Here is a 24,380-nt window from a genome sequence, read left to right as displayed (position 1 = left end):
GAGCAAGCTCGCTCCCACATGGGAACAGTGGTGTTCACAAATCCACTGTGGGAGCGAGCCTGCTCGCGAAGGCGGCTGCCGATACGCCGCCATTTTATTGCCCGAACCGATACTCGCGCTCAACCCTGCACACCCGCGTATGAAACGCCGAATACCACTCCGAGCGCCCACGCGCCTGAATCACCCGATGCTCAGGGTGCTGCCGCCACGCCAGAATCGCCGCCTCACTCTGCCAATACGACACCGTGATCCCGACGCCATCTGCCCCGCGAACCGACTCCACACCGAGAAACCCCGGCTGTTCGCTCACCAACGCCGCCATGCGTTCAGCGGCCTCGGCATAACCGTTGTCACCCTCGGTTCGGGTCGAGGTGAAAATCACCGCGTAACAAGACGTCATCAGCGGCGCTCCGTGCAAGCTTCAACAAACGCGCGAACCAGCGGCGGCATCAATCCTTTGAGCGCCGCACGCTCAGGTTGAAACAACGTGGCGACAAAAAACGGATGGTCGGTGAGTTCGATCGCGCGTAAATCTCCCGCTGAATCATGCCCCACCGCTTGTAGCCGATCCTTCAATAACTCGCGTTCGAACTGCGGATTCACTCCGAAGCGGCAGCGATAACCTTCACGAATTTCGGACGTTTCGTACGCCTTGGCGATCAATGAGCCGGGCAGCAGATGAATGCTGTCCACGGCCTCGACCAGCGAACACGTCAACGGCGTGAGTACCGCGCGTTCAGAGTCGGGCGATGTTTCACCGTGTTCCGCATCCACCCAGCCCAACACGTTGCGGGAAAATTCCAGCACCGCATGTTGAAAACCGCCGCAGGTGCCGAGGAAAGGGCGCTGTTGTTCGCGGGCAAAACGAATGGCGCGCAGGGCGCCGTCTTCACTTTTGTAGGGACTGGCGGGCACACACCAGAAACCGTTGAAGCCTTTCAGCGATGTCTCGGCGTGGATCTGCTCGGTGGGCAACCATTCGAATTGAAGCGTTTGACCGAGGAGTTCGGCGACCAGCCCGAGCGCCACGGGGATGGCTTGGTGAGCGGTGACTTGCGGGTCGTAATCGCCAATCAGGGCGATACGGATGGCGCTGTTTTCCATGGGAATTCCCTGCGCTTGTTGATTGATGGCACTCACTATAGATTGGCGCTCACGCACTCAATATGGGCATTTCGCCAAGTGATCAATGCAGCGACGCACTATCGACTCGACTACCCGGATCTGGCGCTGATCCTCGCGCTGGTGCGCGGCGGCTCTCTGGCCCGGGCCTCGCAGTTGCTCAAGGTCGACGTATCGACGGTATTCCGCGCCGTACGCCGGCTCGAAGCTGCGCTAGGTCAGCAACTGTTCGAAAAGAGCCGCGCCGGTTACTTGCCGACGACGCTGGCGCAGACGCTGGCCGAGCAAGCCGAACGCGCTGAACAGGCATTGGAGGCCGCGCGAATTGGTGTGGAGCAGGGCGGCGAAGTGGTCAGCGGCACCGTGCGCCTGACCTGCACTGATTCGGTATTGCAAGGTTTGCTGCTGCCCGCGCTGGCGCAATTCATGCCGAACTACCCGGCGCTGACCATTGAGCTGAGCACCTCCAACGATTTCGCCAACCTCAGTCGTCGCGATGCCGACATCGCTCTGCGTCTGACGCGCACACCGCCGGAGCACTTGGTCGGACGACAACTGGCGAAGATTTCCTACCGGGTTTGCGCCAGTGCGCGCTATCTAGAGAAGATTGATCCTACGGACCTGAGCGCACTGACCTGGATCGCCCCCGACGACTTTCTGCCCGATCACCCGACCATCGCCTGGCGCCGTCAGCACCTGCCCGGTGTGACCCCGGGTTATCGCTGCAACAGCATGTTGTCGGTGACCGAACTGGTTCGCGCCGGCCTGGGAGTAGCGGCGCTGCCGGACTTTTTGATCACTGATGGTTTACAGGCTTTGAGTGAACCGTTGCACGGCTATGACACCGCGTTGTGGCTGCTGACCCGCCCGGATTGCCGAGCGTTGCGTTCGGTGGTGACGTTGTTCGATGAACTCGGGCGAGCGTTGCGCTTGCCGTGATCGGCGTTGTCGCTGCTGGCCTATTCGCTAGCAAGCGTGCTCCAACAGAGTTCGAATCGACTACACCTTTTGTGTACGACAACCCAACCTGTGGGAGCGAGCCTGCTCGCGAAGGCAGCGACGCGGTCGGCCTGTGTTTAACCCGGCACCCGCTCATTGGCAAACATACTCACCGCATCCACCGCCTCACTGGCGCCATCACGAATCTGTAGAATCACCGTCCCCGCCTGATTCGCCAACTCAACACCTTCAGCGGCGCGACCCCGCGTGCCTTCCATGCTCTTGATCGCCAGGCGAGTTTCGTTCTGGATCAGACCGATCATGCTGGAAATCTCCGCCGTCGAACCGCTGGTGCGGGCCGCCAATTGCCGCACCTCGTCCGCCACCACGGCAAAGCCACGGCCCTGCTCACCGGCGCGCGCCGCTTCAATCGCCGCGTTGAGCGCGAGCAGATTGGTCTGATCGGCAATCGCGCGGATGGTGTTGACGATCGCAGTGATCTGCTCGGAGCGTTCGCCCAGTTGTGCAATCAATGTTGAAGACTCGGCAATGTCCTCGGCGATGTCGCGCATTTCACTGGCAGCCTGCTGGATCACCTGCGTGCCTTGCTCGGCGACTTTTCGCGTCTCCACCGAGATGTGGTAAGCCGCGCTGGCGCTACGCGCATCCTGCTCATGCTGCTCGACCCGCGCCGTGACATCCGAGGCAAACTTCACCACTTTGCACAAACGGCCGGCAGCGTCGTAGACCGGGTTGTAATTCGCTTCCAGCCACACCGTTTGCCCGCGTTTATCCACGCGCTCGAACTGACCCTGGAACAGCTCGCCCTGGTTCAGGCGCCGCCAGAAATCCTCATAGGCGCTGCTGTTGACCAATGCTGGCGTGCAGAACAAACGGTGATGTTTGCCTTTGAGTTCGGCGAGTGTGTAACCCATGCGCGTCAGAAAATTCTGATTGGCCGTGAGAATACTGCCGTCGAGGTTGAATTCGATCACCGCCATCGCCCGATCAATCGCCTCCAGTTTGGCATTGGCTTCGCTTTCCTGCTGCACCTTGGCGGTCACGTCCATGGCGTACTTGACCACTTTCACCACGCGGCCCGAGGCATCCTTGATCGGGTTGTAACTGGCTTCGAGCCAGATGGGCTGGCCTCTGCCGTCGACCCGTTCAAACGTACCGGACTGAAACTGGCCGTTCTTCAGGCGTGACCACAAATCAGTGTATTGCGCGCTGCGTCCGAATTCCGCTGTGCAAAAGCGCCGATGGGGCTGGCCGATAGCCTGTTCGGCGGTGTAACCCATGGTCTTGAGGAAGTTGTCGTTAGCGCGGAGCACTACGCCATCGAGGTCGAACTCAATCACCGCCATCGAGCGATTAATCGCATCAAGCAGGCCATTTTGTTCGGTGATAGTTTGCTGGAGATCGTCGAGGGCAGACTTGTGGCGATTGAAGAACATGTTTCAGTGCTCTGGAGGTAGGGCGATCAAGGATTCAGTCCCTATTCCGGCGCTGACAGACCGAATGCGCGGATGACATTCGGTGATGACCGCTCAATACCATCATTCCTTAGCTGGCAGATGGCTACTTATACAAAATTCCAGAAACTTGTACAAGAAAGTAAATATTTGTAATTTTGTATAACTTTTTAGGCGTTGGCGTTGTCCGGTATCGCACGTTTCAAAGCCACACTGACGGTATTGCGGCCCGTGTGTTTGGCGGTGTAGAGCGCTTTGTCGGCATCGTCCAGCCAGTCCAGCGCATCCTTGTACACGTTTTGATAACTCGCCAAACCGATACTCAGGCTCACTCGCAGCTCAGGTACATCGGGGTGGCGATACTGTTGCAGAGCGTTGCGCAACTGCTCCATCAGGGCTTCGGCCTTGTTCAAAGGCAGGTTCGGCAGAATCACGCAGAACTCGTCACCGCCATAACGCCCGGCCAGTTCATGCTGATCCAGCAGTTGTCCAAGTTCCTTGCTCAACTGACGCAGCGCGGCATCGCCGACGATGTGCCCATAACTGTCGTTGATCACTTTGAAGTAATCGATGTCGATCAGCGCCAGCATGGCGTGCGTGTTGTGCTGTCGGCACTGTTGAAATTTCAGGTGCAGCAGATCTTTCCAGGCGCCGTGATTGAGCAGGCCCGTCAGACTGTCGGTACGGCTGAGGGCACTGAGCGCACGTTTGTGTTGAGAAAGTTTAATCGCCAGGCGATAGCAGACCATGCCCAACGCCAATGGATAAAGCGTGAGCATCGGCAGGCAAGCCCAGACCTGTGTCTGCGTCATGGTCAGGCTGAATTTGAAACCGAAAATCGACCAACCCAACAGCACGCCGGCCAGTTGCGCGAGGGCGCCGAACACCACCAGTCGATAGCCGCCAGCGGCCACATTGTTCATGGTCATCATCGACAGGATGGTCACGGTGGTCAGCGGATTGAACTGAAAACTCGCCGCCCAGAATCCCCCGCACAGCGAGTCATACAACAGGTTGCGGCGTTCGGCCTGATAGGGGAACGTCGAGCGGATGGAGATTTGATAAGCCAGATGCGGCCACGCGAAGCCGTTGAACAACAGCAGCGCCCAGACCCAGCCGGGCAGATTCAGCGGGTACAACGCAGCACCGACGCTGAAGAAACCAATCCCCAGACCGATGGCCCGTGGCAGGTAGATGCGTCGGGCGAATGACAAGCCTTTGCCGCGTTGGTTTTCCATGATGCCCTGCGCGAAATTCATCCTGAAATACTTTGCGGTATTTTTCTCAGGTCGACCGTCCGTCGGTCGATTGTCGGACATTGTCATTTATTCCAACGGGAATAATCAGTGTCCTTCCGAGCCATTTAATCGATGACTCGCGCAGCAAATGGGCGTTTTAGAGCTGGTAATGGGCCAGAAACATCTCCAGCGCCGATTCAGCCACGGTGTTTTGCATTTCCGCATCCAGAGCGGCGCGGCCCATCGACATCTGCGGCCAGAAACCAAAGGTCTTGAGCAAACCCTGCACCTGGTGCGCGGCGAATTCCGGATCGACCGGTTTCAGTCGGTGGTCGGCCTGCGCGGCACGAATCCACACGGTCAGCGCCTCTTCGCGTTCGCCCATGCGCTCGACCATGTTTTGCGCACGCTCCGGCGAGTGTATGGTCGCGGCAATCGCCACTCGCGCCAGCGTCAGGAAGTTCTCGTCGGCCATCATTTGCACCTTGGCCTGAAGCATCTGCCGTAACTGTTCGCGCAAGGGTTGCTCGCGGTTGTAGGTGACCGCTGGCTCGGCGCTGATTCGTGTCCACAACTGGTTGAGAATTTCGGCGAACAGCTCTTCTTTGCTGGGGAAATGGTTATACACCGTGCGCTTCGACACACCGGCCGTGGCGGCGATCTTGTCCATGCTGGTGATCTCGAAACCGTTGGCACGGAATTCGGCAATCGCCGCCTGAATAATGGCTTCGCGTTTCCGGTCGGTGAGTCGCTGTGGAGCTGTCATAAGTACGCTTCGGCAGGGAAAAGTAGAAATTACACTTGGCAGTTTACTTGCCATCCACTTTGATGCAACCTAGAAACTACACCGATCAGTGTAATGTTGCGTTAATCCTCGCAATTTAAAAGACAGACAGTTCGGCCTGTGCGTGCAGCTTTGGCCATTTATCGTCCCACCTTGGAAACCCGTGAATTCCCCGGTTTTCCTGGAGTCATTCAGTCATGGCCAATCCAGTTTCTTCTTCGGATCACACTTCCACGCCTGAAGCCTCTCGACAGGATCAAGGGCTGTTCCGCAATCACGCGCCGGTGCAGCGCGAAGGCCTGCGCAAAATGCTGCGAATCATGTGGAACATGATCTTCCACAAACCCCGCGATACCCGCCCGACGGCGGCGATTCCAGTACAACCGCTGACCCGCGAAGACTTGCTCGCGGCGCCGAATCACAGCGTCTATCGCCTCGGTCACTCGACCTTGCTGCTGAAACTGCGCGACAAGTTCTTCATCACCGACCCGGTCTTCGCTGAACGTGCGTCGCCGGTGCAATGGGCCGGACCGAAACGTTTTCACCAGCCACCGATCAGCATCGACCAATTGCCACCGATCGAAGCGGTAATCCTGTCGCACAACCACTACGACCACCTCGATTACGCAGCGGTGCTCGAACTCGCGGCCAAGACCACCTACTTCCTGACCCCGCTCGGCGTCGGCGACACCCTGATCAAATGGGGCATCGACGCCAGCAAAGTCCGCCAGTACGACTGGTGGCAGGGCACCGAAATCGCCGGCATCCGCTTCGTCGCCACGCCATCGCAACACTTCTCCGGCCGTGGCCTGTTCGACGGCAACAGCACGCTGTGGGCCTCATGGGTGATCATCGACGCTGACACGCGAATCTTTTTCAGCGGCGATAGCGGCTACTTCGACGGCTTCAAACGCATCGGCGAACAGTACGGCCCATTCGACCTGACCCTGATGGAAACTGGCGCCTACAACGTCGAATGGCCGCACGTGCACATGCAGCCGGAACAAACCTTGCAAGCGCACATCGACCTCAAAGGACGCTGGCTTTTCCCGATCCACAACGGCACGTTCGATCTGGCGATGCACGCGTGGCATGAACCGTTCGACCGGATCCTTGCGTTGGCATGGGAGCGGAGTATTTCCATCACCACGCCGCAAATGGGCGAGGCGTTTAACATTGCTCAGCCAGCGCGTGGGCAGGCGTGGTGGCTGAATTTGGAACATGACGTGTCGGAAAAGTCCTCTGCTGCGTGTAGCGGCTACAAGTCAGGATGAATTTTCCTACCGCTTGAGGGGCATGCGCCTGACAGCTCTTTCCTTCGTTCTCGGTAGGCTTGGTCGCGAGTGAACGACTCACTCGTGACTAGCCTAAACAAGGACGATAAACATGAAGTACTGCTTTAAACGCCGGGCGAATTCGCTGGCCCGCGCCATCGTGATTGCATTGGTGGCGCCCAGCATAGCTGTAGCCGCTGAGCCGCTTGAATACAAAAGCGTTGATGAACTCAGCCAAATGATGACCCGCAACGAGTTGACCGCTGTCACCCTGGTCGAGCATTTGACGGCCCGCATTGCTGCACTGGACAACCAGGGGCCAACCCTGAATGCAATCATCGAACTGAACCCTGATGCGCTCACCATCGCGGCGGCGCTGGACAAGGAGCGCGCGTCCGGCCAGATCCGTGGGCCGTTGCATGGGATTCCCGTCCTGCTCAAAGACAACATCGACACCGCTGACAACATGCAAACCAGTGCTGGCTCTCTGGCCATGGTGGGACAGCCAGCGGCTAATGATGCGTTTATTGTTAAACAACTGCGTGAAGCCGGCGCAATCGTGTTTGGCAAGACCAACATGAGCGAATGGGCCTACGTGCGAGACATGACGTTGCCCCATGGCTGGAGTGGCCGCGGCGGCCACAGCAAAAATCCTCATGTACTGAGTGAGGGGGTCTGTGGCTCCAGTTCGGGTTCGGCAATTGCCGCTGCAGCCGGGTACGCGCCACTCACGATCGGCACCGAAACCAACGGCTCGATTACCTGCCCGGCAACCGCCAACGGTGTGGTAGGCGTTAAACCGACGCTAGGGTTGTTCAGCCGATCGGGCGTTGTGCCCATCACTCGTTTGCAAGATACCCCGGGGACTTTGACTCGCACGGTGATGGACGCCGCGCAAATGTTCAACGCGCTTCAGGGGGCCGATGCTGCTGATGCCGTCACCGCTGAGGCGCCTGAAGCCGTTGATTACACGGCGTTGCTCGCCAAGGACGCGTTGAAGGGCAAACGCATTGGCTACCCGATTGCTTATGTGGGAACCAACGGTGTGTCGCTGACCCCCAGCGCTGAGTTCCTTAATGCAATGGCGACGATGCAGGAGCAGGGCGCGACCCTCGTTCCGCTGACGATCCGCTTGCCGGACATAGACGGCTACTTCGACGGGCTGATGGGCGGCATGAAGCATGAGTCAACCGAATACCTCGCCAGCCGCAGCGGATTGCCTGTGCAGTCGTTGCAGGCGGTGATTGATTTCAACAGGCTCAATCCCGGCCATGATGGCTATGGCCAAGCGATGCTCGAAATGGTCGAGGCCACAACGATGACCTCTCAAGAGGCGGCCGTAATCATCAACACCATCAGCGCAGCCTTCAAAGAGGCCATTGACGAGCAACTGCGCGAACACAATCTCGACGCGCTGGTTTCCGAGGACGACGGCTACTCGCAATTTTCTGCCGCTGTTGCGGGCTATCCGGCGATCACCCTGCCATCGGGCATGAAGGATGACGGCATGCCGACCTCGGTTTTCTTTTTCGGCACGCGCTGGACTGAGCCGCAATTGCTGGCCATGGCTTACAGCTACGAGCAGGAATCGGCCGAGCTCAAACACCCCGCATTCAAATAACGCGACTCAAACAAAACGGCATCGCTCCCAAGGACGATGCCGTTCTGTCGAATACACGATGATTCAATCAGCCATCGCGAAATCCCCACGCCCCACCGACTCCGACGACGCGCCCTGAGCACTCGCACTACGCCCCGGTGCAAAACCGGGAAAGAACACCAATCCTTGCGCCTCAAACCGATAAGCCAGCGCCAGCCGCGCCGCATCCGCCACGTCCTGCTGACCTTCAAAACGTTGAATGTCTTCAACCGAAACCTCAGCCTCCCGCGACAGCTGTTCCACGCTCCAGCCCAGCATTGCTCGGGCCTGGACGCAGTGCGTCGGGGTGAACTGGAAAAGGGCAATGCGTTCGAGGATGTGATTCATCGCAAGAGAGGCCATGGTGTGCTCCGGGCTCAAGAGTGCTGATTGAAAATGTACTGTGTTTTTGTACAGTTGTTTTCGACCGGGATCAAACGCAATTTTTGATTTGCCCTAGTTCTACCCCTGCAACCAGACGGACGGTGCCTGGCCGAGCACTCGGCGAAACATCGTCGAGAACGCCGCGGGGCTCTCGTAGCCGAAGTCCAGAGCGATCCGCGTCACCGCCTCGCCCGCCGCCAGTCGGGCCAGCGCGAGCACCACACAGCCGCGCTGCCGCCACTGACTGAAACTCAGCCCGGTCTGTTGGCGGAACAATCGATTGAAGGTACGCAAGCTTACGTCCAACTCATCCGGCCACTGTTGCGGTGTTTGATGCGCATGGGGTTGATGCAGAAAGCTCTGACACAGCGCGAGCAGTTTTCCGTCAGCCGGCAGGGGCATGTGCAGTCAGATTGGCCACGCCGTGGATTGGGCGGATTCCGGATCGGGTGCATGCACATGTGTAGATCGGGCTGTTGCCGATGTTGATGATCAGCATGTGCTTGAGCTAGGGCGAAGAGGCTCGATTCCCTACAACAACCCGGCCATAATCCGCCGCGAATTTACCGGCGCCGGCCCTCAAAGGCTGGCGCCGCCTCCACCTCTTTCAGGGATCGAACAATGTTCAAGGGACTGATGCGCCTGGCAACCTGCGCCGCTGTGCTGTTCTCGCTGCTATCCACCGCACACGCTGAAGATAACCGGATGGTGTTCACTGGCACATTAGGCAAAATGCCGATCGTGTTCGAAGTCGACATCAGTGACCCGGAGCAAGTTACCGGTCGCTACTTCTATGAGAAATTTCACCGCGACCTGGAGCTTAACGGCACCTATAAAAATGATGTCTTGCTGCTCACAGAGGGCAGCAATCGTATGGATCCGGACAAGCCGTTACCGACCCTCAAACTGCAACAGATTGAGGCCGGCTGGAAGGGCGAATGGCAAAGCGCGAAAGGCAAAAAGTTGCCCGTACTGGTCACCGACACGCCACTTCCCGAAGTACCGGCGAATGCATTGCCGTACATCGCCAAGTTGCCCAAGAGCGAGCCTTACGAATACCTACGGCTGCAAGGACTGAAACTCAAACCCGGTAAACAGCAGGACTTCATGGGTTACTCCCTGCAATGGTGGGAAGAGCCTGATACCAAGATGTCCATGTTCAGCATCGAGTCCGGGATGCCAAAAGAAGATCTGCAACGGGTTAACCAGCAATTGCTCGGGCGCTTGTGGGACGAGGCCATCAGTTACTACGGTTGCCAGTTACGAGGTCGCGGCTATGCCGAATTCCTCCAGGACGTTACTCCGACGTTTATCTCGCCCAGTGTCATCAGCCTGAACATTTCCACCAGCTACGATTGCGGCGGCGCGCATCCGGACTTCGGCGATTCGCCGCTCAACATCGATGTGAAAACCGGCCATCCGTTGTCGCTCGAAGATGTGCTCTGGGTGGGCGAGGGTCAGCCAATCCTTCACGCCGATCGTTACAGAGGCGGTGACCAGCCCTTGACCGAGGCCGAAGACGCAGCGCGCTCGAAGTACCAAGGCGAAGTCTTCAAGCCGTGGCTGATCAAACAACTCACCGCGCTGTACCCGGATGAAATGAAGAAACCAGCAGGCGGAGATGAAGACAGTTGCGACTTCACCAATGAAGACAACTGGAGCTATTCCAATTGGCACTTCACCGAAAAAGGTTTGTATGTGGGCGCGTACTTTGCCCGCGTCGAGCGAGCCTGCGATTCACCTGACTGGTCGATCCTGCCGTACTCGCTGATCAAACAACATCCCGGCGCCGTCAAACTGCAACTGCCCCAGGGCTAACCGTCACTCCAGACCCGGCGCTTCACGAATAATGAAGTGATCCAGGTTCTCGATATTGGCATTGAAGACCTCGAAAGGCTTTTCGGGGTTCTTCTTGCCCGGCAACTGCTTCAACTCCGGCGTCACCCCATAGAAGAAACAGAACAACGCCTTGTCGCTATCCACCGCGTGCTTGATCTCTTGCAGGAACGCCTTGCGCTTGCGGTAGTTGTCGATCAGCTTCTTGTTCAGATAAACGCTGACCGGATACGGCTTCTTTTTACTGTCCTCGGGCTTCTTGAACCAGACCTTGTCCTCGAAATCGATACGAAAACTGGCACTGTGGAAGTCCTCAATCTTCTTGATCCGCCCCCAGTAAATCAGCCCCTTGTTGTCCGTCAGATACTCAATCTTCTTGAAGAACGAACTGTACGGCGCCGAATGCTCGCCGACCTTCAACGGCATCCGCTTGAGCAACTCCTTGTCGGCGAAGTTCGACACAAAACACTCCACCGGATGCGCAAACACACTGGTCTTGTCCGGCGCCGACTCACGACCCGCCGACTCCTTACCACTTTCCGCCGCCACCCGCACCGGATCATCGCGCAACACATCCGCCGCCCCCGCCGGCGCGACAGGCTTGCGCACATACTCACGCCGGGTCAGTAACAACTCTGATGGGAAATGTTCCTCACGGCCGTCATCCGTTTCGCCATCCGCCGCCTCAACACCTAACGCCGACGCCTTCAAACTCACATACGGACAACCCGCCACATGCTGCGTAGAGGGCAGATTCTTGAAGTGCGGCGTACGCACGTAATTCACGTTCTTGGCATTGAACGTGCCCAACTCATTGGAAGCCTCGAACGCCGAACGACAAGCATCGTTGGGGCACAGGAAGTGTTCCTTCGCAGAGTCAAACGCCACCGTCTCATCGAAATTGAGATCGCGAACATCATAGATCGACAACTTGTCGTCGAGGCTGAGGCAGTAGGCGAGATCGAATTTCATGGTGGGGCTCGGATCCTTGAGTGGGGGAGGGGTATTAATAGCGGGCGGTGCGTGGTGGTGCACCTACTAATTCTTTTTTTGGTGCAGTGATGTGGTCATTTTCTAGGCTCCGCTAACGCATTTTAAGACCGAGACGTGTAACACATGTCTCACCGAAAGGCTGAAATGGTGGATCGAGTCAGTTGTGAGAACCTTCCGTAAGTCGTGTAGGACTTTTCTCTAGATTTGGTAATCTCTAGCCTCTGATAAGAGGATGAGTGGATGCCAGCCGTAATTGCCGAGAATGATTTGTCAAAATGGGCCGATCAAACTGGGGTTCTCTACCACTTCCCGAAGCGGTACAAGGAAATCCTTATTCAGGGAACAGAGGTTCTCTACTACAAAGGAAAACTGAAAAATAAGGCTTTTGCACCGTTACGTTTGAGTTCTGCGCCTCATTATTTTGGTTTAGCCCGGATAGGAAGGGTGTATGCAGACAAGAACAGTAAGCGAGGAGACCTGTTTGCCTCTATTGAGGATTTTCGTCAGTTTGAGTCGGCAATCCCAATAAAGCTTGAGGGGGAGTACCTTGAGCAAATTCCCTCAAATCTAAAGAACAATTACTGGCGTAACGGTGTTCGGTCCATTGATCAAACTGTATTCGACCGGATCTCATCCAATGCTGTGCTGACTCCATCGCAGGCGGATGACTTCAGCCAGGCTGACGGTACGGAGGATTTTGAAACCGTAATCGTTGGTACTGAAGGTAAAAAATCTACTTATTACGGTGTGAGATACGAGCGCTGTCCCAAGCTTAGACGTCAGGCTATCGCTATTCATGGCCTTCTATGCAAAGCATGTGATTTTGACTTTGAGAAAGCCTATGGGGTGCACGCGAAGGGCTTTATTCATGTACATCACGTGAAACCCATTTCCGAATTTGAAGAGAAACAGGTTGTCGATCCAGTGACTGACCTTATTCCTCTCTGTGCAAACTGCCATGCAATTGTTCATAGAAAGCCCCAGCAATTACTGAGCGTTGAGCAATTGAAAGGGCTTCTCAATGGTCGTTGGGTTTTCGATGATTTGACCTAAGCGAATGCATGGATAGCTGCAACGTATTTACGACCCGCCGCCACCAAGGATTAGCTTCGATCGTTCGTTGTCGCGGCTGATCATTTAATAGGTGCGGCATATCCCGAAGCCGAATCCACCCCTCATCCTGCCAATGCAGCAAACTCAATGACATTTCAGGCCAATCCAACAAGCTCAACATTGGCCGATTGGAATTTCCCGAGTCCGCAGCATCGCGCAAGCTCGGCACGACCTCTTTGGTCAACCACTCACGCAACAACCGATTCCCCGGAACGTAGTGATACACCAAAAGTGCATACACCCCGGACTCACTGAGCATCAACTGCTGTTCGGGTTCTCGAAAGTACTCAATCCACATAATGCGGCGTTGATCGCTATCTAGCTTGTTGACCACCCGATCGTTTAGGTGGAAGCCCATCAAACGGCCAATATCCCGGGCGGAGAACCATGGCTGGTTTTCGAGTAAAAGGGCATGTAGAGAAAGGTTGTGGCGAGAGAAGACTTTTACCGAGCATGGATCAGACATATTTATGACCTCTACGTTTTAGATTTTGGGAGGGCCTGACCCCAACGTAGAGCGGACTTAAGAAATCCCAACGAGCAGAGCAGATGCCACCGACGAATTACGCGTCTGTGTCACTGACCAAGCTTTCTACGTTGGGCGTTTCTTAGGCACCTGCGATAGAGCTTAGTAGTGCTCGTAGCAGGCTTCAATGGGAAGCGACTGTAAGTGCTGTAGGAGATTGAACGCTGTGACGTAGGCGTAAATATGATTACCAATCGCTCATAAAAAAGCCCCGATCAGATCGGGGCTTTTTGCTTTCTCGACTCGCCGACTCAAACCGCAATCGTCAAATCGTGCCAAGCGAGACTATTAGTCCCAGCTCAACGCACCACCAGTTTGGTATTCAATAACGCGAGTCTCAAAGAAATTCTTCTCTTTCTTCAAGTCCATAATCTCGCTCATCCAAGGGAACGGGTTAGTCGTCCCTGGATATTCCTCTTTAAGGCCGATCTGCGACAAACGACGGTTAGCGATGAACTTCAGATAATCCTCCATCATCGCCGCATTCATACCCAACACCCCGCGAGGCATGGTATCCCGTGCGTATTCGATCTCCAGCTGCGTACCCTGCAGAATCATCTGGGTCGCTTCTTCCTTCATTTCGGCATCCCACAGGTGTGGGTTTTCGATTTTGATCTGGTTGATCACGTCGATGCCGAAGTTCAGGTGCATGGATTCGTCGCGCAGGATGTATTGGAACTGCTCGGCGACGCCGGTCATTTTGTTGCGGCGGCCCATGGAGAGGATTTGGGTGAAGCCGCAGTAGAAGAAGATGCCTTCCAGAACGCAGTAGTAGGCGATCAGGTTGCGCAGCAACTCTTTATCGGTGTCCGGGGTGCCGGTTTCGAACTTCGGATCGGAGATCGAGCGGGTGTATTTCAGGCCCCAGGCGGCTTTTTTCGCGACCGATGGGATCTCGTGATACATGTTGAAGATTTCGCCTTCATCCATGGCCAGCGATTCGATGCAGTACTGGTAGGCGTGGGTGTGGATCGCCTCTTCGAAAGCCTGGCGCAGGATGTACTGGCGGCATTCCGGGTTGGTGATCAGGCGGTAAACGGCCAGTACCAGGTTGTTGGCAACCAGGGAGTCGGCGGTGGAGAAGAAGCCGAGGTTGCGCATGACGATGCGGCGCTCGTCGTCGGTCAGGCCTTCCGGGTCTTTCCAGAGGGCGATGTCGGCGGTCATGTTGACTTCTTGCGGCATCCAGTGGTTTGCGCAACCGTCCAGATATTTCTGCCAGGCCCAGTCGTACTTGAATGGCACGAGTTGGTTGAGGTCGGCGCGGCAGTTGATCATGCGCTTTTCGTCAACGGCGACACGGGCGGAGGCGCCTTCGAGTTCGGCGAGGCCTTCGGCGACGTCGAGGGAGTTCAGTGCAGCCTTGGCGCGGGCGACAGCGGCCGAGTCGTCGGCGGTCACGGCGCGAGCTTCGATCGCGGCGGCACCGCCAGCGTTGTCGAGGCGGTCCATGTTGGCTTCAGTAGCGTGGCCGGCGTTGGCGCCTTTCACGGTTGCTACTTCACTGTCTTCTTTGTCGAATTCGTCCCAGCTCAGCATGACGTGTCGTCTCCTGCGTGAGGGCCTGTCGCCCGTGTGAAACCTGATTGGTTGGTTTTTCACACGGTCGTACAGACCGCGTTGGATCTTAAGGAATCGTTTTTTGCAGCAGCTAAGGCAGGCAATAAAACAGAATTTTGTACGGGTTTCCGAGAGCCTCTGACGGGCGCAGATCACGTTAAACGCGACTGCGGGGCTTCAGAATGGCTTTGATCCCTGTAAGGGAATATTGCTGACCCGATTAGGGCGGCATTATAGGGAAAAAATTGGCGTCGTGGGGGAGGGCGAAAGCGCGCAGGGAGGTCGAACGGGAGGGGGATTTGAGTCGGAGCGAGGGTTTACAGGGCTTTCGTCGATGTTGGGCCGTGAGAATTTTTTTTGATTAATTTTTTCATCAATCTTTGGTTGTTCAAGATTTGAGCAAAAAACCGCGTTTTTCACTATATCTTGTGTTTTGCAACCATTTTGACCGACTCCAGACACAACTGAGCCCGACCGAAGTCGGGCTGGAATCGACCCTCAATGAAGCGCTGAGAGATCCAATTCGGTGCAGTCTGCAACCATCAATTGGTGCAACCGTTGCCCATCACGCTGTAGCGCAGGATGTGACGCTGACCTTTAGAGTCGTCGTACTCCATTTTCGCTGGCACTACTTCGCAGACATTCGGAATTTCACTCATCGATACAACGTTGGCGATGTCCAGGTGAGTGGAGTAAGTGTATTCCTCGATCACTGGTTGTTGCTGTGCGACATCAGTCGGGGCCTCGTTTGCCATGGCGGTTGCGCACAGACTGCTGAGGGCCAGAACCAATAAAGCTTTCATTTCAAATTTACCTTTTTGAGGTCGAGTGGGGTCACGCAACCTTTTTGGGGTTGCGTGTGTAACTTCATCGTTTGCAGTTATTACTTGAGAGCTGGATTAACGGCCTTCGTGGGGGCTGTATCGTTGTTAATCGCGGTTGCCTTGTTGGCGAGGTGAATTTTAGGGAGGTGAGGCGGCAGTAAACAGAGCGGGTTTTGATAAACACCTTTGGCAGATTTGGTAACAATCCCTTGGGATGGGGGTTGATAACCGGGTGTTTTGTCTGTGGGACCGAGTTGTCTGAATCGCTTGCAGGCAAGCTTCCACAGGGGATTGGGGGTGTTTGGGAGATCTGCGTGCGGGGTAGGTGGAGGATTTGTAGGGGCTTGTTACTACCATCGTCGAATGGTTCTATGGGCCCGGCCCGGCTACAACGGGGTCATACAAAAACAACTATTACACCGAGGTAGGAAAGATGAGTGCGGCTTCTCTGTATCCCGTTCGTCCCGAGGTTCTGGCTAACACGCTGACTGACGAGGCGACCTACAAAGCCATGTACCAACAGTCGGTCGTCAACCCTGACGGTTTCTGGCGTGAGCAAGCTCAGCGTCTCGACTGGATCAAACCTTTCACCACGGTGAAACAGACGTCGTTCGACGATCACCATGTCGACATCAAGTGGTTTGCCGACGGCACCCTGAACGTTTCCTACAACTGCCTCGACCGTCATCTGGCCGAGCGCGGCGATCAAGTCGCGATCATCTGGGAAGGCGACGATCCTTCCGAGAGCCGCAACATCACCTACCGCGAACTGCACGAACAAGTGTGCAAACTCGCCAACGCCCTGCGTGGTCAGGACGTGCACCGCGGCGACGTGGTGACCATTTATATGCCGATGATTCCCGAAGCCGTGGTCGCCATGCTGGCCTGCACCCGGATCGGCGCGATTCACTCGGTGGTGTTCGGCGGTTTCTCGCCGGAAGCCTTGGCCGGTCGCATCATCGACTGCAAATCGAAAGTGGTGATCACCGCTGACGAAGGCATTCGTGCCGGCAAGAAAATTTCCCTCAAGGCCAACGTCGACGACGCGCTGACCAACCCGGAAACCAGCAGCATCCAGAAAGTCATCGTCTGCAAGCGCACCGGTGGCGACATCAAGTGGAACCAGCATCGCGACATCTGGTACGAAGACCTGATGAAAGTGGCGGGCACCGTTTGCGCGCCGAAAGAGATGGGCGCCGAAGAAGCGCTGTTCATCCTTTATACCTCCGGTTCGACCGGCAAGCCTAAGGGCGTGCAGCACACTACTGGCGGTTATCTGCTGTACGCGGCGATGACCCACGAGCGCGTGTTCGACTACCGTCCGGGCGAAGTCTACTGGTGCACCGCCGACGTCGGCTGGGTCACCGGCCACAGCTACATCGTTTACGGCCCGCTGGCCAATGGCGCGACTACGCTGCTGTTCGAAGGCGTGCCGAACTATCCGGACATTACTCGGGTGGCGAAGATCGTCGACAAGCACAAGGTCAACATCCTCTACACCGCGCCAACTGCGATCCGCGCGATGATGGCGTCGGGTCAGGCCGCTGTTGAAGGCGCCGATGGTAGCAGCCTGCGTCTGCTCGGGTCGGTCGGTGAGCCGATCAACCCGGAAGCCTGGGACTGGTATTACAAGAATGTCGGCAAGTCGCGTTGCCCGATCGTCGATACCTGGTGGCAGACCGAAACCGGCGGCAACATGATGAGCCCGCTGCCGGGTGCTCACGCGCTGAAGCCGGGTTCGGCAGCACGTCCGTTCTTTGGTGTGGTGCCAGCGCTGGTCGACAACCTCGGTAACATCATCGAGGGCGAGGCTGAAGGCAATCTGGTGATTCTCGATTCGTGGCCAGGTCAGGCGCGTACGCTGTACGGCGATCACGATCGTTTCGTTGATACCTATTTCAAGACGTTCCGCGGCATGTACTTCACCGGTGACGGCGCGCGTCGTGATGCCGATGGTTACTACTGGATTACCGGGCGTGTCGATGACGTGCTCAACGTGTCCGGCCACCGTATGGGCACGGCCGAGATCGAGAGCGCGATGGTTGCTCACCCTAAAGTCGCTGAGGCGGCGGTGGTTGGGGTTCCGCATGACATCAAGGGGCAGGGCATCTATGTCTACGTCACCTTGAAGAATGGCGAGGAGCCGACCGAGCAATTGCGTCTGGAGTTGAAGAACTGGGTGCGTAAAGAGATCGGGCCGATTGCTTCGCCGGACGTGATTCAGTGGGCTCCGGGGTTGCCGAAGACCCGTTCGGGCAAGATCATGCGCCGCATCCTGCGCAAGATTGCCACGGCGGAATACGATGGCTTGGGGGATATCTCGACCCTGGCGGATCCGGGGGTGGTGCAGCATTTGATTGATACGCATAAGACGATGAATGTGGCTTAAGCGTTAGAGGCATAGAAGCCCTGTCCGGTGAATGCCGGGCGGGGTTTTTTTGTGTCTGGTGGATTTGTGTCGATCGGGCCGGCCCCTTCGCGAGCAGGCTCGCTCCCACAGTTTGACCGAGTACCTTCTGATCGTTCCCACGCTCTGCGTGGGAATGATCGGGGGGGTCAATAATTATCGATCTCCCCCGTAAGACATTTCCCGCTGTTACCCAGCGCCTTCCACGTAACCGAATGTGTAACCGCCCGCCCCGTGACGGGGCAAAGGGAAACGCATTGCCCCGTTTTAGAGCCTCCAAACCTCGGCTGAAAAATAAGACTTAACGCTGCGCTTGCCGGATTAGAAGGGTTTGCGAATAATAGGCCCGCAATTTGCAGCATAGATCGGTTCACTGTCTTTCGCTCTTGCATGAAATTGCGGGGCTGTCAATGAGCTCAAGTCGCTTTCTCTGTGCATCTGTAATTAGTTGTCGCATTGAAGAAATATCGGCTTCGGGCCTGTCGTTAGAATGCCGATCACTCGCTCATCGTGGCTGACGTTGAAACCTGCGACGGTTTCAATGGGAAATTTCCCACCGATGCAGCAACCGATTTCCCGATTCACCCATTCGCATATTGGGCTGTCGCTCACTCTGCCGTTTTTGCCCTTTACCGATGGAGTCCCAAGATGAAGAAACTTGTGCTGCTTGGCGCCCTGGCACTGTCCGTGCTGTCGATGAATACCTTCGCTGACGAAAAACCGCTGAAGATCGGTATCGAAGCGGCTTACCCTCCGTTCGCTTCGAAAGCACCGGATGGCAGCATCGTCGGTTTCGACTATGACATCGGCAACGCTCTGTGCGAGCAGATGCAGGTCAAGTGTGTGTGGGTCGAGCAAGAGTTCGACGGTCTGATCCCGGCGCTGAAAGTGCGCAAGATCGACGCGATCCTGTCGTCGATGTCGATCACTGAAGACCGCAAGAAGTCGGTCGACTTCACCAACAAGTACTACAACACCCCGGCACGTCTGGTCATGAAGGCCGGTACTCAGGTCAGCGAAGGTCTGGCTGAGCTGAAGGGCAAGAACATCGGCGTACAACGTGGTTCGATCCACGAGCGTTTCGCCCGCGAAGTTCTGGCTCCACTGGGTGCCGAGATCAAGCCGTACGGCTCGCAGAACGAAATCTATCTGGACGTGGCAGCCGGTCGCCTCGACGGTACCGTGGCTGACGCTACCCTGCTGCAAGACGGCTTCCTGAACACCGACGCCGGCAAAGGTTTCGCCTTCGCAGGCCCTGCGTTCACCGACGTCAAATACTTCGGCGACGGCGTAGGCATCGCAGTGCGCAAGGGCGACGCCCTGAAAGACAAGATCAACGCAGCCATCGCGGCCATCCGCGAAAACGGCAAATACAAAGCAATCCAGGACAAGTACTTCGCCTTCGATATCTACGGCAAGTAACACGTCTCTGCGACAAGTCCGAAATGGCGCAAGCAACAGGATCTCTGCGGTTTGCGCCATTTTTTCATCCCAACTTTCGAGGACCTGAATCATGTTGAAAGGCTACGGGGCTGTCATCCTCGATGGCGCATGGCTGACGCTTCAGCTCGCCTTGTCGTCCATGGCTCTGGCCATCGTTCTCGGGCTGATCGGTGTCGCGTTGCGCCTGTCGCCAGTGCGCTGGCTGGCCTGGCTGGGCGATCTGTATTCCACGGTGATTCGCGGGATTCCCGATCTGGTGCTGATCCTGCTGATCTTCTACGGCGGTCAGGACTTGCTCAACCGCGTCGCGCCGATGCTCGGCTATGACGACTACATCGACTTGAATCCATTGGCGGCCGGTATCGGCACCCTCGGTTTCATCTTCGGTGCGTACCTGTCGGAAACTTTCCGTGGCGCGTTCATGGCGATTCCGAAGGGCCAGGCCGAAGCGGGCATGGCATACGGCATGAGCAGTTTTCAAGTGTTCTTCCGGGTGATGGTGCCGCAGATGATTCGCTTGGCGATCCCTGGCTTCACCAACAACTGGCTGGTTCTGACCAAGGCCACCGCGCTGATTTCCGTGGTCGGTCTGCAAGACATGATGTTCAAGGCCAAGCAGGCGGCGGATGCCACCCGCGAGCCTTTCACCTTCTTCCTCGCAGTGGCGGCGATGTACCTGGTGATCACCAGTGTTTCGTTGCTGATCCTGCGTCAACTTGAGAAGCGCTACTCGGTAGGCGTAAGGGCGGCTGATCTATGATCTTCGACTACAACGTCATTTGGGAGGCGATGCCGCTGTATCTCGGCGGCCTGGTAACCACCCTCAAACTGCTCGCGCTGTCGCTGTTTTTCGGTCTGCTCGCGGCCCTGCCGCTGGGGCTGATGCGCGTCTCGAAGAACCCTGTCGTCAACGGCGCCGCGTGGCTTTACACCTACGTGATCCGTGGCACGCCGATGCTGGTTCAGCTATTCCTGATCTACTACGGTCTGGCCCAGTTCGAAGCGGTCCGCGAAAGTATCTTCTGGCCTTGGCTGTCCAGCGCAACGTTCTGCGCGTGCCTGGCCTTCGCGGTCAACACCAGCGCCTACACCGCTGAAATCATCGCCGGCAGCCTCAAGGCCACGCCGAACGGTGAGATCGAAGCAGCCAAGGCTATGGGCATGTCGCGCTTCAAACTGTACAAAGGCATCCTGCTGCCATCGGCCCTGCGCCGGGCGCTGCCGCAGTACAGCAACGAAGTGATCATGATGCTGCAGACCACCAGTCTGGCGTCCATCGTGACGCTGATCGACATCACTGGCGCGGCGCGCACTGTCAACGCGCAGTTCTATCTGCCGTTCGAGGCGTACATCACCGCCGGCGTGTTCTACCTCTGCCTGACGTTCATTCTGGTCAAACTGTTCAAACTGGCTGAGCGTCGCTGGTTGAGCTACCTGGCCCCGCGGAAGCACTGATATGGAACGCATCGATCACGTATTGCCGTGGAGCCACCTGGGCAGCGAACGCAAGATTTCGGTATTCCGCTTCGGACGTGGCGAGCGCAAGGCCTACATTCAGGCCAGCCTGCACGCTGACGAATTGCCGGGTATGCGCACCGCTTGGGAGCTGAAAAAACGCCTTGGCGAACTCGAAGCCAAAGGCTTGCTCAACGGTGTCATCGAGTTAGTGCCGGTCGCCAATCCATTGGGTCTTGGGCAGTTGCTGCAAGGCAATCACCAGGGCCGTTTCGAGGCGGGCAGCGGCAAGAACTTCAACCGTGATTTCGTCGAGTTGAGCGCACCGGTTGCGGCGGCATTGGCTGACCGTCTCGGTGATGATCCACACGCCAATGTGCGCCTGATTCGTCAGGCGATGGCTGATCATCTGGCGGCATTGCCAGAGGCGAGCAGCCAGTTGCAAGGCATGCAGCGCGTGTTGCTCAGCCATGCTTGCACCGCCGATGTGGTGCTCGATCTGCATTGTGATGCCGAAGCCGCGCTGCACATGTACGCGCTGCCGCAGCATTGGCCGCAGTGGCGTTCGCTGGCGGCGCACCTGAATGTGAAGGTTGGTTTGCTCGCGGAAGATTCCGGCGGCAGCTCGTTTGACGAGGCGTGCTCGTTGCCGTGGCTGCGACTGTCGCGGCAGTTCCCCGAGGCGCAGATTCCGTTGGCGTGTCTGGCGACCACCATTGAGCTGGGCGGTCAGGCCGACACCGGTCGCGCCGAAGCCGAGGCGTATGCTGAAGGCATTCTGGCGTTCCTCGCCGAGCAAGGCCTGATCACTGGCGAGTGGCCGAATCCTGCGCACGAAGCCTGTGAAGGCATGCCGTTCGAAGGCACCGAATTGCTGTTCGCGCCGCATCCGGGCGTCGTGAGTTTTCTGCGCAAGCCCGGCGAATGGGTCGAGGCGGGCGACGAGATTTTTGAAGTGATTGATCCTGTGTCCGATCGGGTCAGCACGGTATGTGCTGGTACCTCCGGGGTGCTGTTTGCCATTGAACGGCTGCGTTATGCCCAACCCGGTTTCTGGCTGGCCAAGGTGGCGGGGCGCGAAGCGCTGCGTCACGGGCGCTTGCTCAACGACTGACTGACTGTTTTTGTGAGAACCGACCGCATGTACAAACTTGAAGTCCAAGACCTGCATAAACGCTATGGCAGTCACGAAGTGCTCAAGGGCGTGTCCCTGAAAGCGGCAGCCGGCGATGTGATCAGCATCATCGGCTCCAGTGGCTCCGGCAAAAGTACTTTCCTGCGCTGCATCAACCTGCTCGAGCAGCCGCACGCGGGCAAGATTCTGCTCAACAACGAAGAGCTGAAACTGGTAGCGAACAAGGACGGCGCGCTGAAAGCCGCTGATCCGAAACAGCTGCAGCGCATGCGTTCGCGCCTGTCGATGGTGTTCCAGCATTTCAACCTTTGGTCGCACATGACCGCGCTGGAAAACATCATGGAAGCGCCGGTGCACGTTCTTGGCGTGTCCAAGGCCGAAGCCCGCGAGAAAGCCGAGCACTACCTGAACAAGGTCGGCGTGGCCCATCGTAAAGACGCGTTCCCTGGGCACATGTCCGGTGGTGAGCAGCAGCGTGTGGCGATTGCTCGTGCGCTGGCGATGGAACCTGAGGTGATGCTGTTCGACGAACCGACCTCTGCGCTTGACCCGGAACTGGTGGGCGACGTGCTGAAGGTCATGCAAGCGCTGGCTCAGGAAGGTCGCACCATGGTCGTGGTGACGCACGAAATGGGTTTTGCCCGTGAAGTGTCGAATCAACTGGTGTTCCTGCACAAAGGTGTGGTTGAAGAGAGCGGCAACCCGCGTGAAGTGCTGGTCAATCCGCAATCGGAACGTTTGCAACAATTCCTCTCGGGCAGCCTCAAGTAATCGCTGCCGTTATGCACCAGATTAGGTCATGCTTCGCGACCTGGAGACTGGCTAATATCCCCTGTGGGAGCGAGCCTGCTCGCGAAAGCGGTGGTTCAGATAGCAGCAATGTTGACTGACACACAGCCTTCGCGAGCAGGCTCGCTCCCACATTTGAACTGCGCAGTTTCAAGATTTGTGTTCATTTACGGGCTAGCATTGGCCCACGCCTTCATCACTGTTCTTCGCTTCGGATTGCCCGCCCATGACTGCCCATCGAATTGGTTTCCTGATTTGGCCCAGCACTAAAGCGTTGACGCTGGCGCTGGCGGAGGAAGCCTTGCGTGTTGCTCAGCGTGTGCACCCGGACGTGGTCTATGAGTTGTCGTTCTTGCAGGCCGAACCGCCTGCCGAAGGCGCCTGGCAATTGCCCGGTGAAGCCTGGGCCGGCAAGCTCGAAAACTTCCAGAAACTGTTCCTGCTGGCCGACGAGCCACCGACCACTCTGGCCCCGGCACTCAGCAGTGCGCTCAAGCAATTGGTGCGCGCCGGTACGGTCATCGGCGGTCTGTCGGCGGGTGTGTATCCATTGGCACAACTCGGTTTGCTCGACGGTTATCGCGCTGCCGTGCACTGGCGCTGGCAGGACGATTTCGCTGAACGCTTCCCGAAAGTCATCGCCACCAGTCATTTGTTCGACTGGGATCGCGATCGCCTGACCGCCTGCGGCGGCATGTCGGTTCTCGATCTGTTGCTGGCGGTGCTGGCCCGTGATCACGGTGCCGAATTGGCCGGTGCGGTCTCGGAAGAATTGGTGGTCGAGCGCATTCGCGAGGGCGGTGAGCGCCAGCGCATCCCGTTGCAGAACCGTCTCGGTTCCAGCCATCCGAAGCTCACCCAAGCGGTGTTGCTGATGGAAGCCAATATCGAAGAACCGCTGACCACCGACGAAATCGCCCAGCACGTCTGCGTGTCGCGCCGTCAGTTGGAGCGGATCTTCAAGCAATACCTCAACCGTGTGCCGAGCCAGTACTACCTGGAATTGCGCCTGAACAAGGCCCGGCAGATGTTGATGCAAACCAGCAAGTCGATCATCCAGATCGGTTTGTCCTGTGGCTTCTCCTCGGGGCCGCACTTCTCCAGCGCCTATCGCAATTTCTTTGGCGCCACGCCACGGGAAGATCGCAACCAGCGGCGCAGCAGCAGCCCGTTCGAGTTATCGTCGGTGCCGCCCGAGCGCGGTTGATCCGCAAATTGTCCAGCGTCGACTTTGCCATTCGCTAAAGTCGACGACTTCCCCTTCGTACTTGCACTGAATCGCCGGTGTGTTTTTGGCCATGAGCGGTCATCTGCGCTGGAAACGTCCGCCCAGTAAAAACCGTTATTCAGATCGATGTGCGATACATATATACCGCACATGCAAATTCCTGATCGGCTACAAATCAGCAAGCCTGCCGCAAACGGGCGCGGCCAGTTAAACTGC

The 24,380-nt window shown here is 57.1% G+C and carries 21 protein-coding genes and 3 pseudogenes; 12 read left to right on the top strand and 12 right to left on the bottom strand.

The window, feature by feature from the left end; genetic code table 11:
* Window positions 1-94: 94 nt before the first annotated feature.
* Together ACQ4OE_RS19635 and ACQ4OE_RS19630 are read right to left on the bottom strand one after the other, a co-directional pair.
* Window positions 95-400 (bottom strand): antibiotic biosynthesis monooxygenase family protein, encoded by a 306-nt coding sequence (locus ACQ4OE_RS19635; RefSeq protein WP_430947616.1) that lies wholly within the window; start codon window positions 398-400, stop codon window positions 95-97.
* A complete protein-coding gene (locus tag ACQ4OE_RS19630; RefSeq protein ID WP_430947615.1) occupies window positions 400-1,104 on the bottom strand; it encodes a CTP synthase C-terminal region-related (seleno)protein in 705 nt (234 codons plus the stop codon). The genes ACQ4OE_RS19635 and ACQ4OE_RS19630 overlap by 1 nt, the downstream gene beginning before the upstream one ends.
* Window positions 1,105-1,119: 15 nt before the next feature.
* Between ACQ4OE_RS19630 and ACQ4OE_RS19625 the strand changes: the two genes are divergently transcribed.
* Window positions 1,120-2,061: a LysR family transcriptional regulator gene (locus ACQ4OE_RS19625; protein ID WP_430947614.1), complete on the top strand. Its 942-nt coding sequence runs from the start codon at window positions 1,120-1,122 to the stop codon at window positions 2,059-2,061.
* Between the two features lie 137 nt (window positions 2,062-2,198).
* On the opposite strand, the pseudogene ACQ4OE_RS19620 reads toward ACQ4OE_RS19625, so the two are convergent.
* From ACQ4OE_RS19620 to ACQ4OE_RS19605, 4 genes and pseudogenes are all read right to left on the bottom strand, one after another.
* Window positions 2,199-2,636: pseudogene (locus tag ACQ4OE_RS19620) on the bottom strand (methyl-accepting chemotaxis protein); the annotation flags it as partial.
* A 108-nt stretch (window positions 2,637-2,744) separates the two neighbouring features.
* Window positions 2,745-3,428: pseudogene (locus ACQ4OE_RS19615) on the bottom strand (PAS domain-containing protein); the annotation flags it as partial.
* Between the two features lie 278 nt (window positions 3,429-3,706).
* The gene (locus ACQ4OE_RS19610; protein WP_430947669.1) at window positions 3,707-4,774 is read right to left on the bottom strand and encodes a diguanylate cyclase; all 1,068 of its coding nucleotides are present in this window, start codon (window positions 4,772-4,774) and stop codon (window positions 3,707-3,709) included.
* A gap of 157 nt (window positions 4,775-4,931) precedes the next feature.
* Complete coding sequence (locus tag ACQ4OE_RS19605; RefSeq protein WP_430947613.1) at window positions 4,932-5,540, bottom strand: TetR/AcrR family transcriptional regulator; 609 nt, start codon at window positions 5,538-5,540, stop codon at window positions 4,932-4,934.
* Window positions 5,541-5,755: 215 nt separating this feature from the next.
* On the opposite strand from ACQ4OE_RS19605, the gene ACQ4OE_RS19600 reads away from it, so the two are divergent.
* On the top strand, window positions 5,756-6,832 hold the full coding sequence (locus tag ACQ4OE_RS19600) for an MBL fold metallo-hydrolase (protein ID WP_430947612.1): 1,077 nt from the start codon (window positions 5,756-5,758) through the stop codon (window positions 6,830-6,832).
* A gap of 112 nt (window positions 6,833-6,944) precedes the next feature.
* Window positions 6,945-8,453 (top strand): amidase family protein, encoded by a 1,509-nt coding sequence (locus ACQ4OE_RS19595; RefSeq protein ID WP_430947611.1) that lies wholly within the window; start codon window positions 6,945-6,947, stop codon window positions 8,451-8,453.
* Window positions 8,454-8,516: 63 nt separating this feature from the next.
* On the opposite strand, the gene ACQ4OE_RS19590 is transcribed toward ACQ4OE_RS19595, so the two are convergent.
* The gene (locus tag ACQ4OE_RS19590; RefSeq protein WP_430947610.1) at window positions 8,517-8,834 is read right to left on the bottom strand and encodes an XRE family transcriptional regulator; all 318 of its coding nucleotides are present in this window, start codon (window positions 8,832-8,834) and stop codon (window positions 8,517-8,519) included.
* A 99-nt stretch (window positions 8,835-8,933) separates the two neighbouring features.
* A pseudogene (locus ACQ4OE_RS19585) lies at window positions 8,934-9,263 on the bottom strand (helix-turn-helix domain-containing protein); the annotation flags it as partial.
* Between the two features lie 213 nt (window positions 9,264-9,476).
* On the opposite strand from ACQ4OE_RS19585, the gene ACQ4OE_RS19580 reads away from it, so the two are divergent.
* On the top strand, window positions 9,477-10,673 hold the full coding sequence (locus tag ACQ4OE_RS19580; protein ID WP_430947609.1) for a hypothetical protein: 1,197 nt from the start codon (window positions 9,477-9,479) through the stop codon (window positions 10,671-10,673).
* Between the two features lie 3 nt (window positions 10,674-10,676).
* Here the strand turns inward: ACQ4OE_RS19580 and ACQ4OE_RS19575 are convergent, their stop codons facing one another.
* A complete protein-coding gene (locus tag ACQ4OE_RS19575; protein WP_430947608.1) occupies window positions 10,677-11,663 on the bottom strand; it encodes a hypothetical protein in 987 nt (328 codons plus the stop codon).
* Between the two features lie 261 nt (window positions 11,664-11,924).
* On the opposite strand from ACQ4OE_RS19575, the gene ACQ4OE_RS19570 reads away from it, so the two are divergent.
* A complete protein-coding gene (locus ACQ4OE_RS19570) occupies window positions 11,925-12,737 on the top strand; it encodes an HNH endonuclease (protein ID WP_430947607.1) in 813 nt (270 codons plus the stop codon).
* On the opposite strand, the gene ACQ4OE_RS19565 is transcribed toward ACQ4OE_RS19570, so the two are convergent.
* From ACQ4OE_RS19565 to ACQ4OE_RS19555, 3 genes are all read right to left on the bottom strand, one after another.
* Window positions 12,703-13,263 carry a BRO-N domain-containing protein gene (locus tag ACQ4OE_RS19565; RefSeq protein ID WP_430947606.1) on the bottom strand — a complete coding sequence of 187 codons (561 nt, stop codon included), beginning with the start codon at window positions 13,261-13,263 and terminating at the stop codon, window positions 12,703-12,705. The two genes, ACQ4OE_RS19570 and ACQ4OE_RS19565, sit on opposite strands and share 35 nt — an antisense overlap.
* Window positions 13,264-13,611: 348 nt before the next feature.
* A complete protein-coding gene (locus ACQ4OE_RS19560) occupies window positions 13,612-14,862 on the bottom strand; it encodes a ribonucleotide-diphosphate reductase subunit beta (protein WP_008084848.1) in 1,251 nt (416 codons plus the stop codon).
* A gap of 563 nt (window positions 14,863-15,425) precedes the next feature.
* The gene (locus tag ACQ4OE_RS19555; RefSeq protein ID WP_122589445.1) at window positions 15,426-15,686 is read right to left on the bottom strand and encodes a DUF2790 domain-containing protein; all 261 of its coding nucleotides are present in this window, start codon (window positions 15,684-15,686) and stop codon (window positions 15,426-15,428) included.
* Window positions 15,687-16,140: 454 nt separating this feature from the next.
* On the opposite strand from ACQ4OE_RS19555, the gene acs reads away from it, so the two are divergent.
* The 7 genes from acs (at window position 16,141) to argR (ending at window position 24,143) form a co-directional block, all read left to right on the top strand.
* Complete coding sequence (gene acs / locus ACQ4OE_RS19550) at window positions 16,141-18,096, top strand: acetate--CoA ligase (protein ID WP_034153332.1); 1,956 nt, start codon at window positions 16,141-16,143, stop codon at window positions 18,094-18,096.
* Window positions 18,097-18,762: 666 nt separating this feature from the next.
* Window positions 18,763-19,536 carry an ABC transporter substrate-binding protein gene (locus ACQ4OE_RS19545; RefSeq protein WP_430947605.1) on the top strand — a complete coding sequence of 258 codons (774 nt, stop codon included), beginning with the start codon at window positions 18,763-18,765 and terminating at the stop codon, window positions 19,534-19,536.
* A 91-nt stretch (window positions 19,537-19,627) separates the two neighbouring features.
* Window positions 19,628-20,317, top strand: coding sequence for an ABC transporter permease (locus tag ACQ4OE_RS19540; protein WP_007912702.1), 690 nt, complete (start codon window positions 19,628-19,630; stop codon window positions 20,315-20,317).
* Window positions 20,314-21,012, top strand: coding sequence for an ABC transporter permease (locus ACQ4OE_RS19535; protein ID WP_430947604.1), 699 nt, complete (start codon window positions 20,314-20,316; stop codon window positions 21,010-21,012). The genes ACQ4OE_RS19540 and ACQ4OE_RS19535 overlap by 4 nt, the downstream gene beginning before the upstream one ends.
* A 1-nt stretch (window position 21,013) precedes the next feature.
* Window positions 21,014-22,126 (top strand): M14 family metallopeptidase, encoded by a 1,113-nt coding sequence (locus ACQ4OE_RS19530; RefSeq protein WP_430947603.1) that lies wholly within the window; start codon window positions 21,014-21,016, stop codon window positions 22,124-22,126.
* Between the two features lie 27 nt (window positions 22,127-22,153).
* Window positions 22,154-22,918 (top strand): ABC transporter ATP-binding protein, encoded by a 765-nt coding sequence (locus ACQ4OE_RS19525; RefSeq protein ID WP_003227281.1) that lies wholly within the window; start codon window positions 22,154-22,156, stop codon window positions 22,916-22,918.
* Window positions 22,919-23,162: 244 nt separating this feature from the next.
* Window positions 23,163-24,143 (top strand): transcriptional regulator ArgR, encoded by a 981-nt coding sequence (argR, locus tag ACQ4OE_RS19520; RefSeq protein WP_007912706.1) that lies wholly within the window; start codon window positions 23,163-23,165, stop codon window positions 24,141-24,143.
* Window positions 24,144-24,380: the final 237 nt, after the last annotated feature.

This window comes from Pseudomonas sp. WC2, assembly GCF_050586545.1.
Taxonomy (GTDB): domain Bacteria; phylum Pseudomonadota; class Gammaproteobacteria; order Pseudomonadales; family Pseudomonadaceae; genus Aquipseudomonas.
The sequence above is the reverse complement of the archived record's forward strand: the minus strand, read 5'-3'. Positions and strand labels throughout refer to the sequence as shown.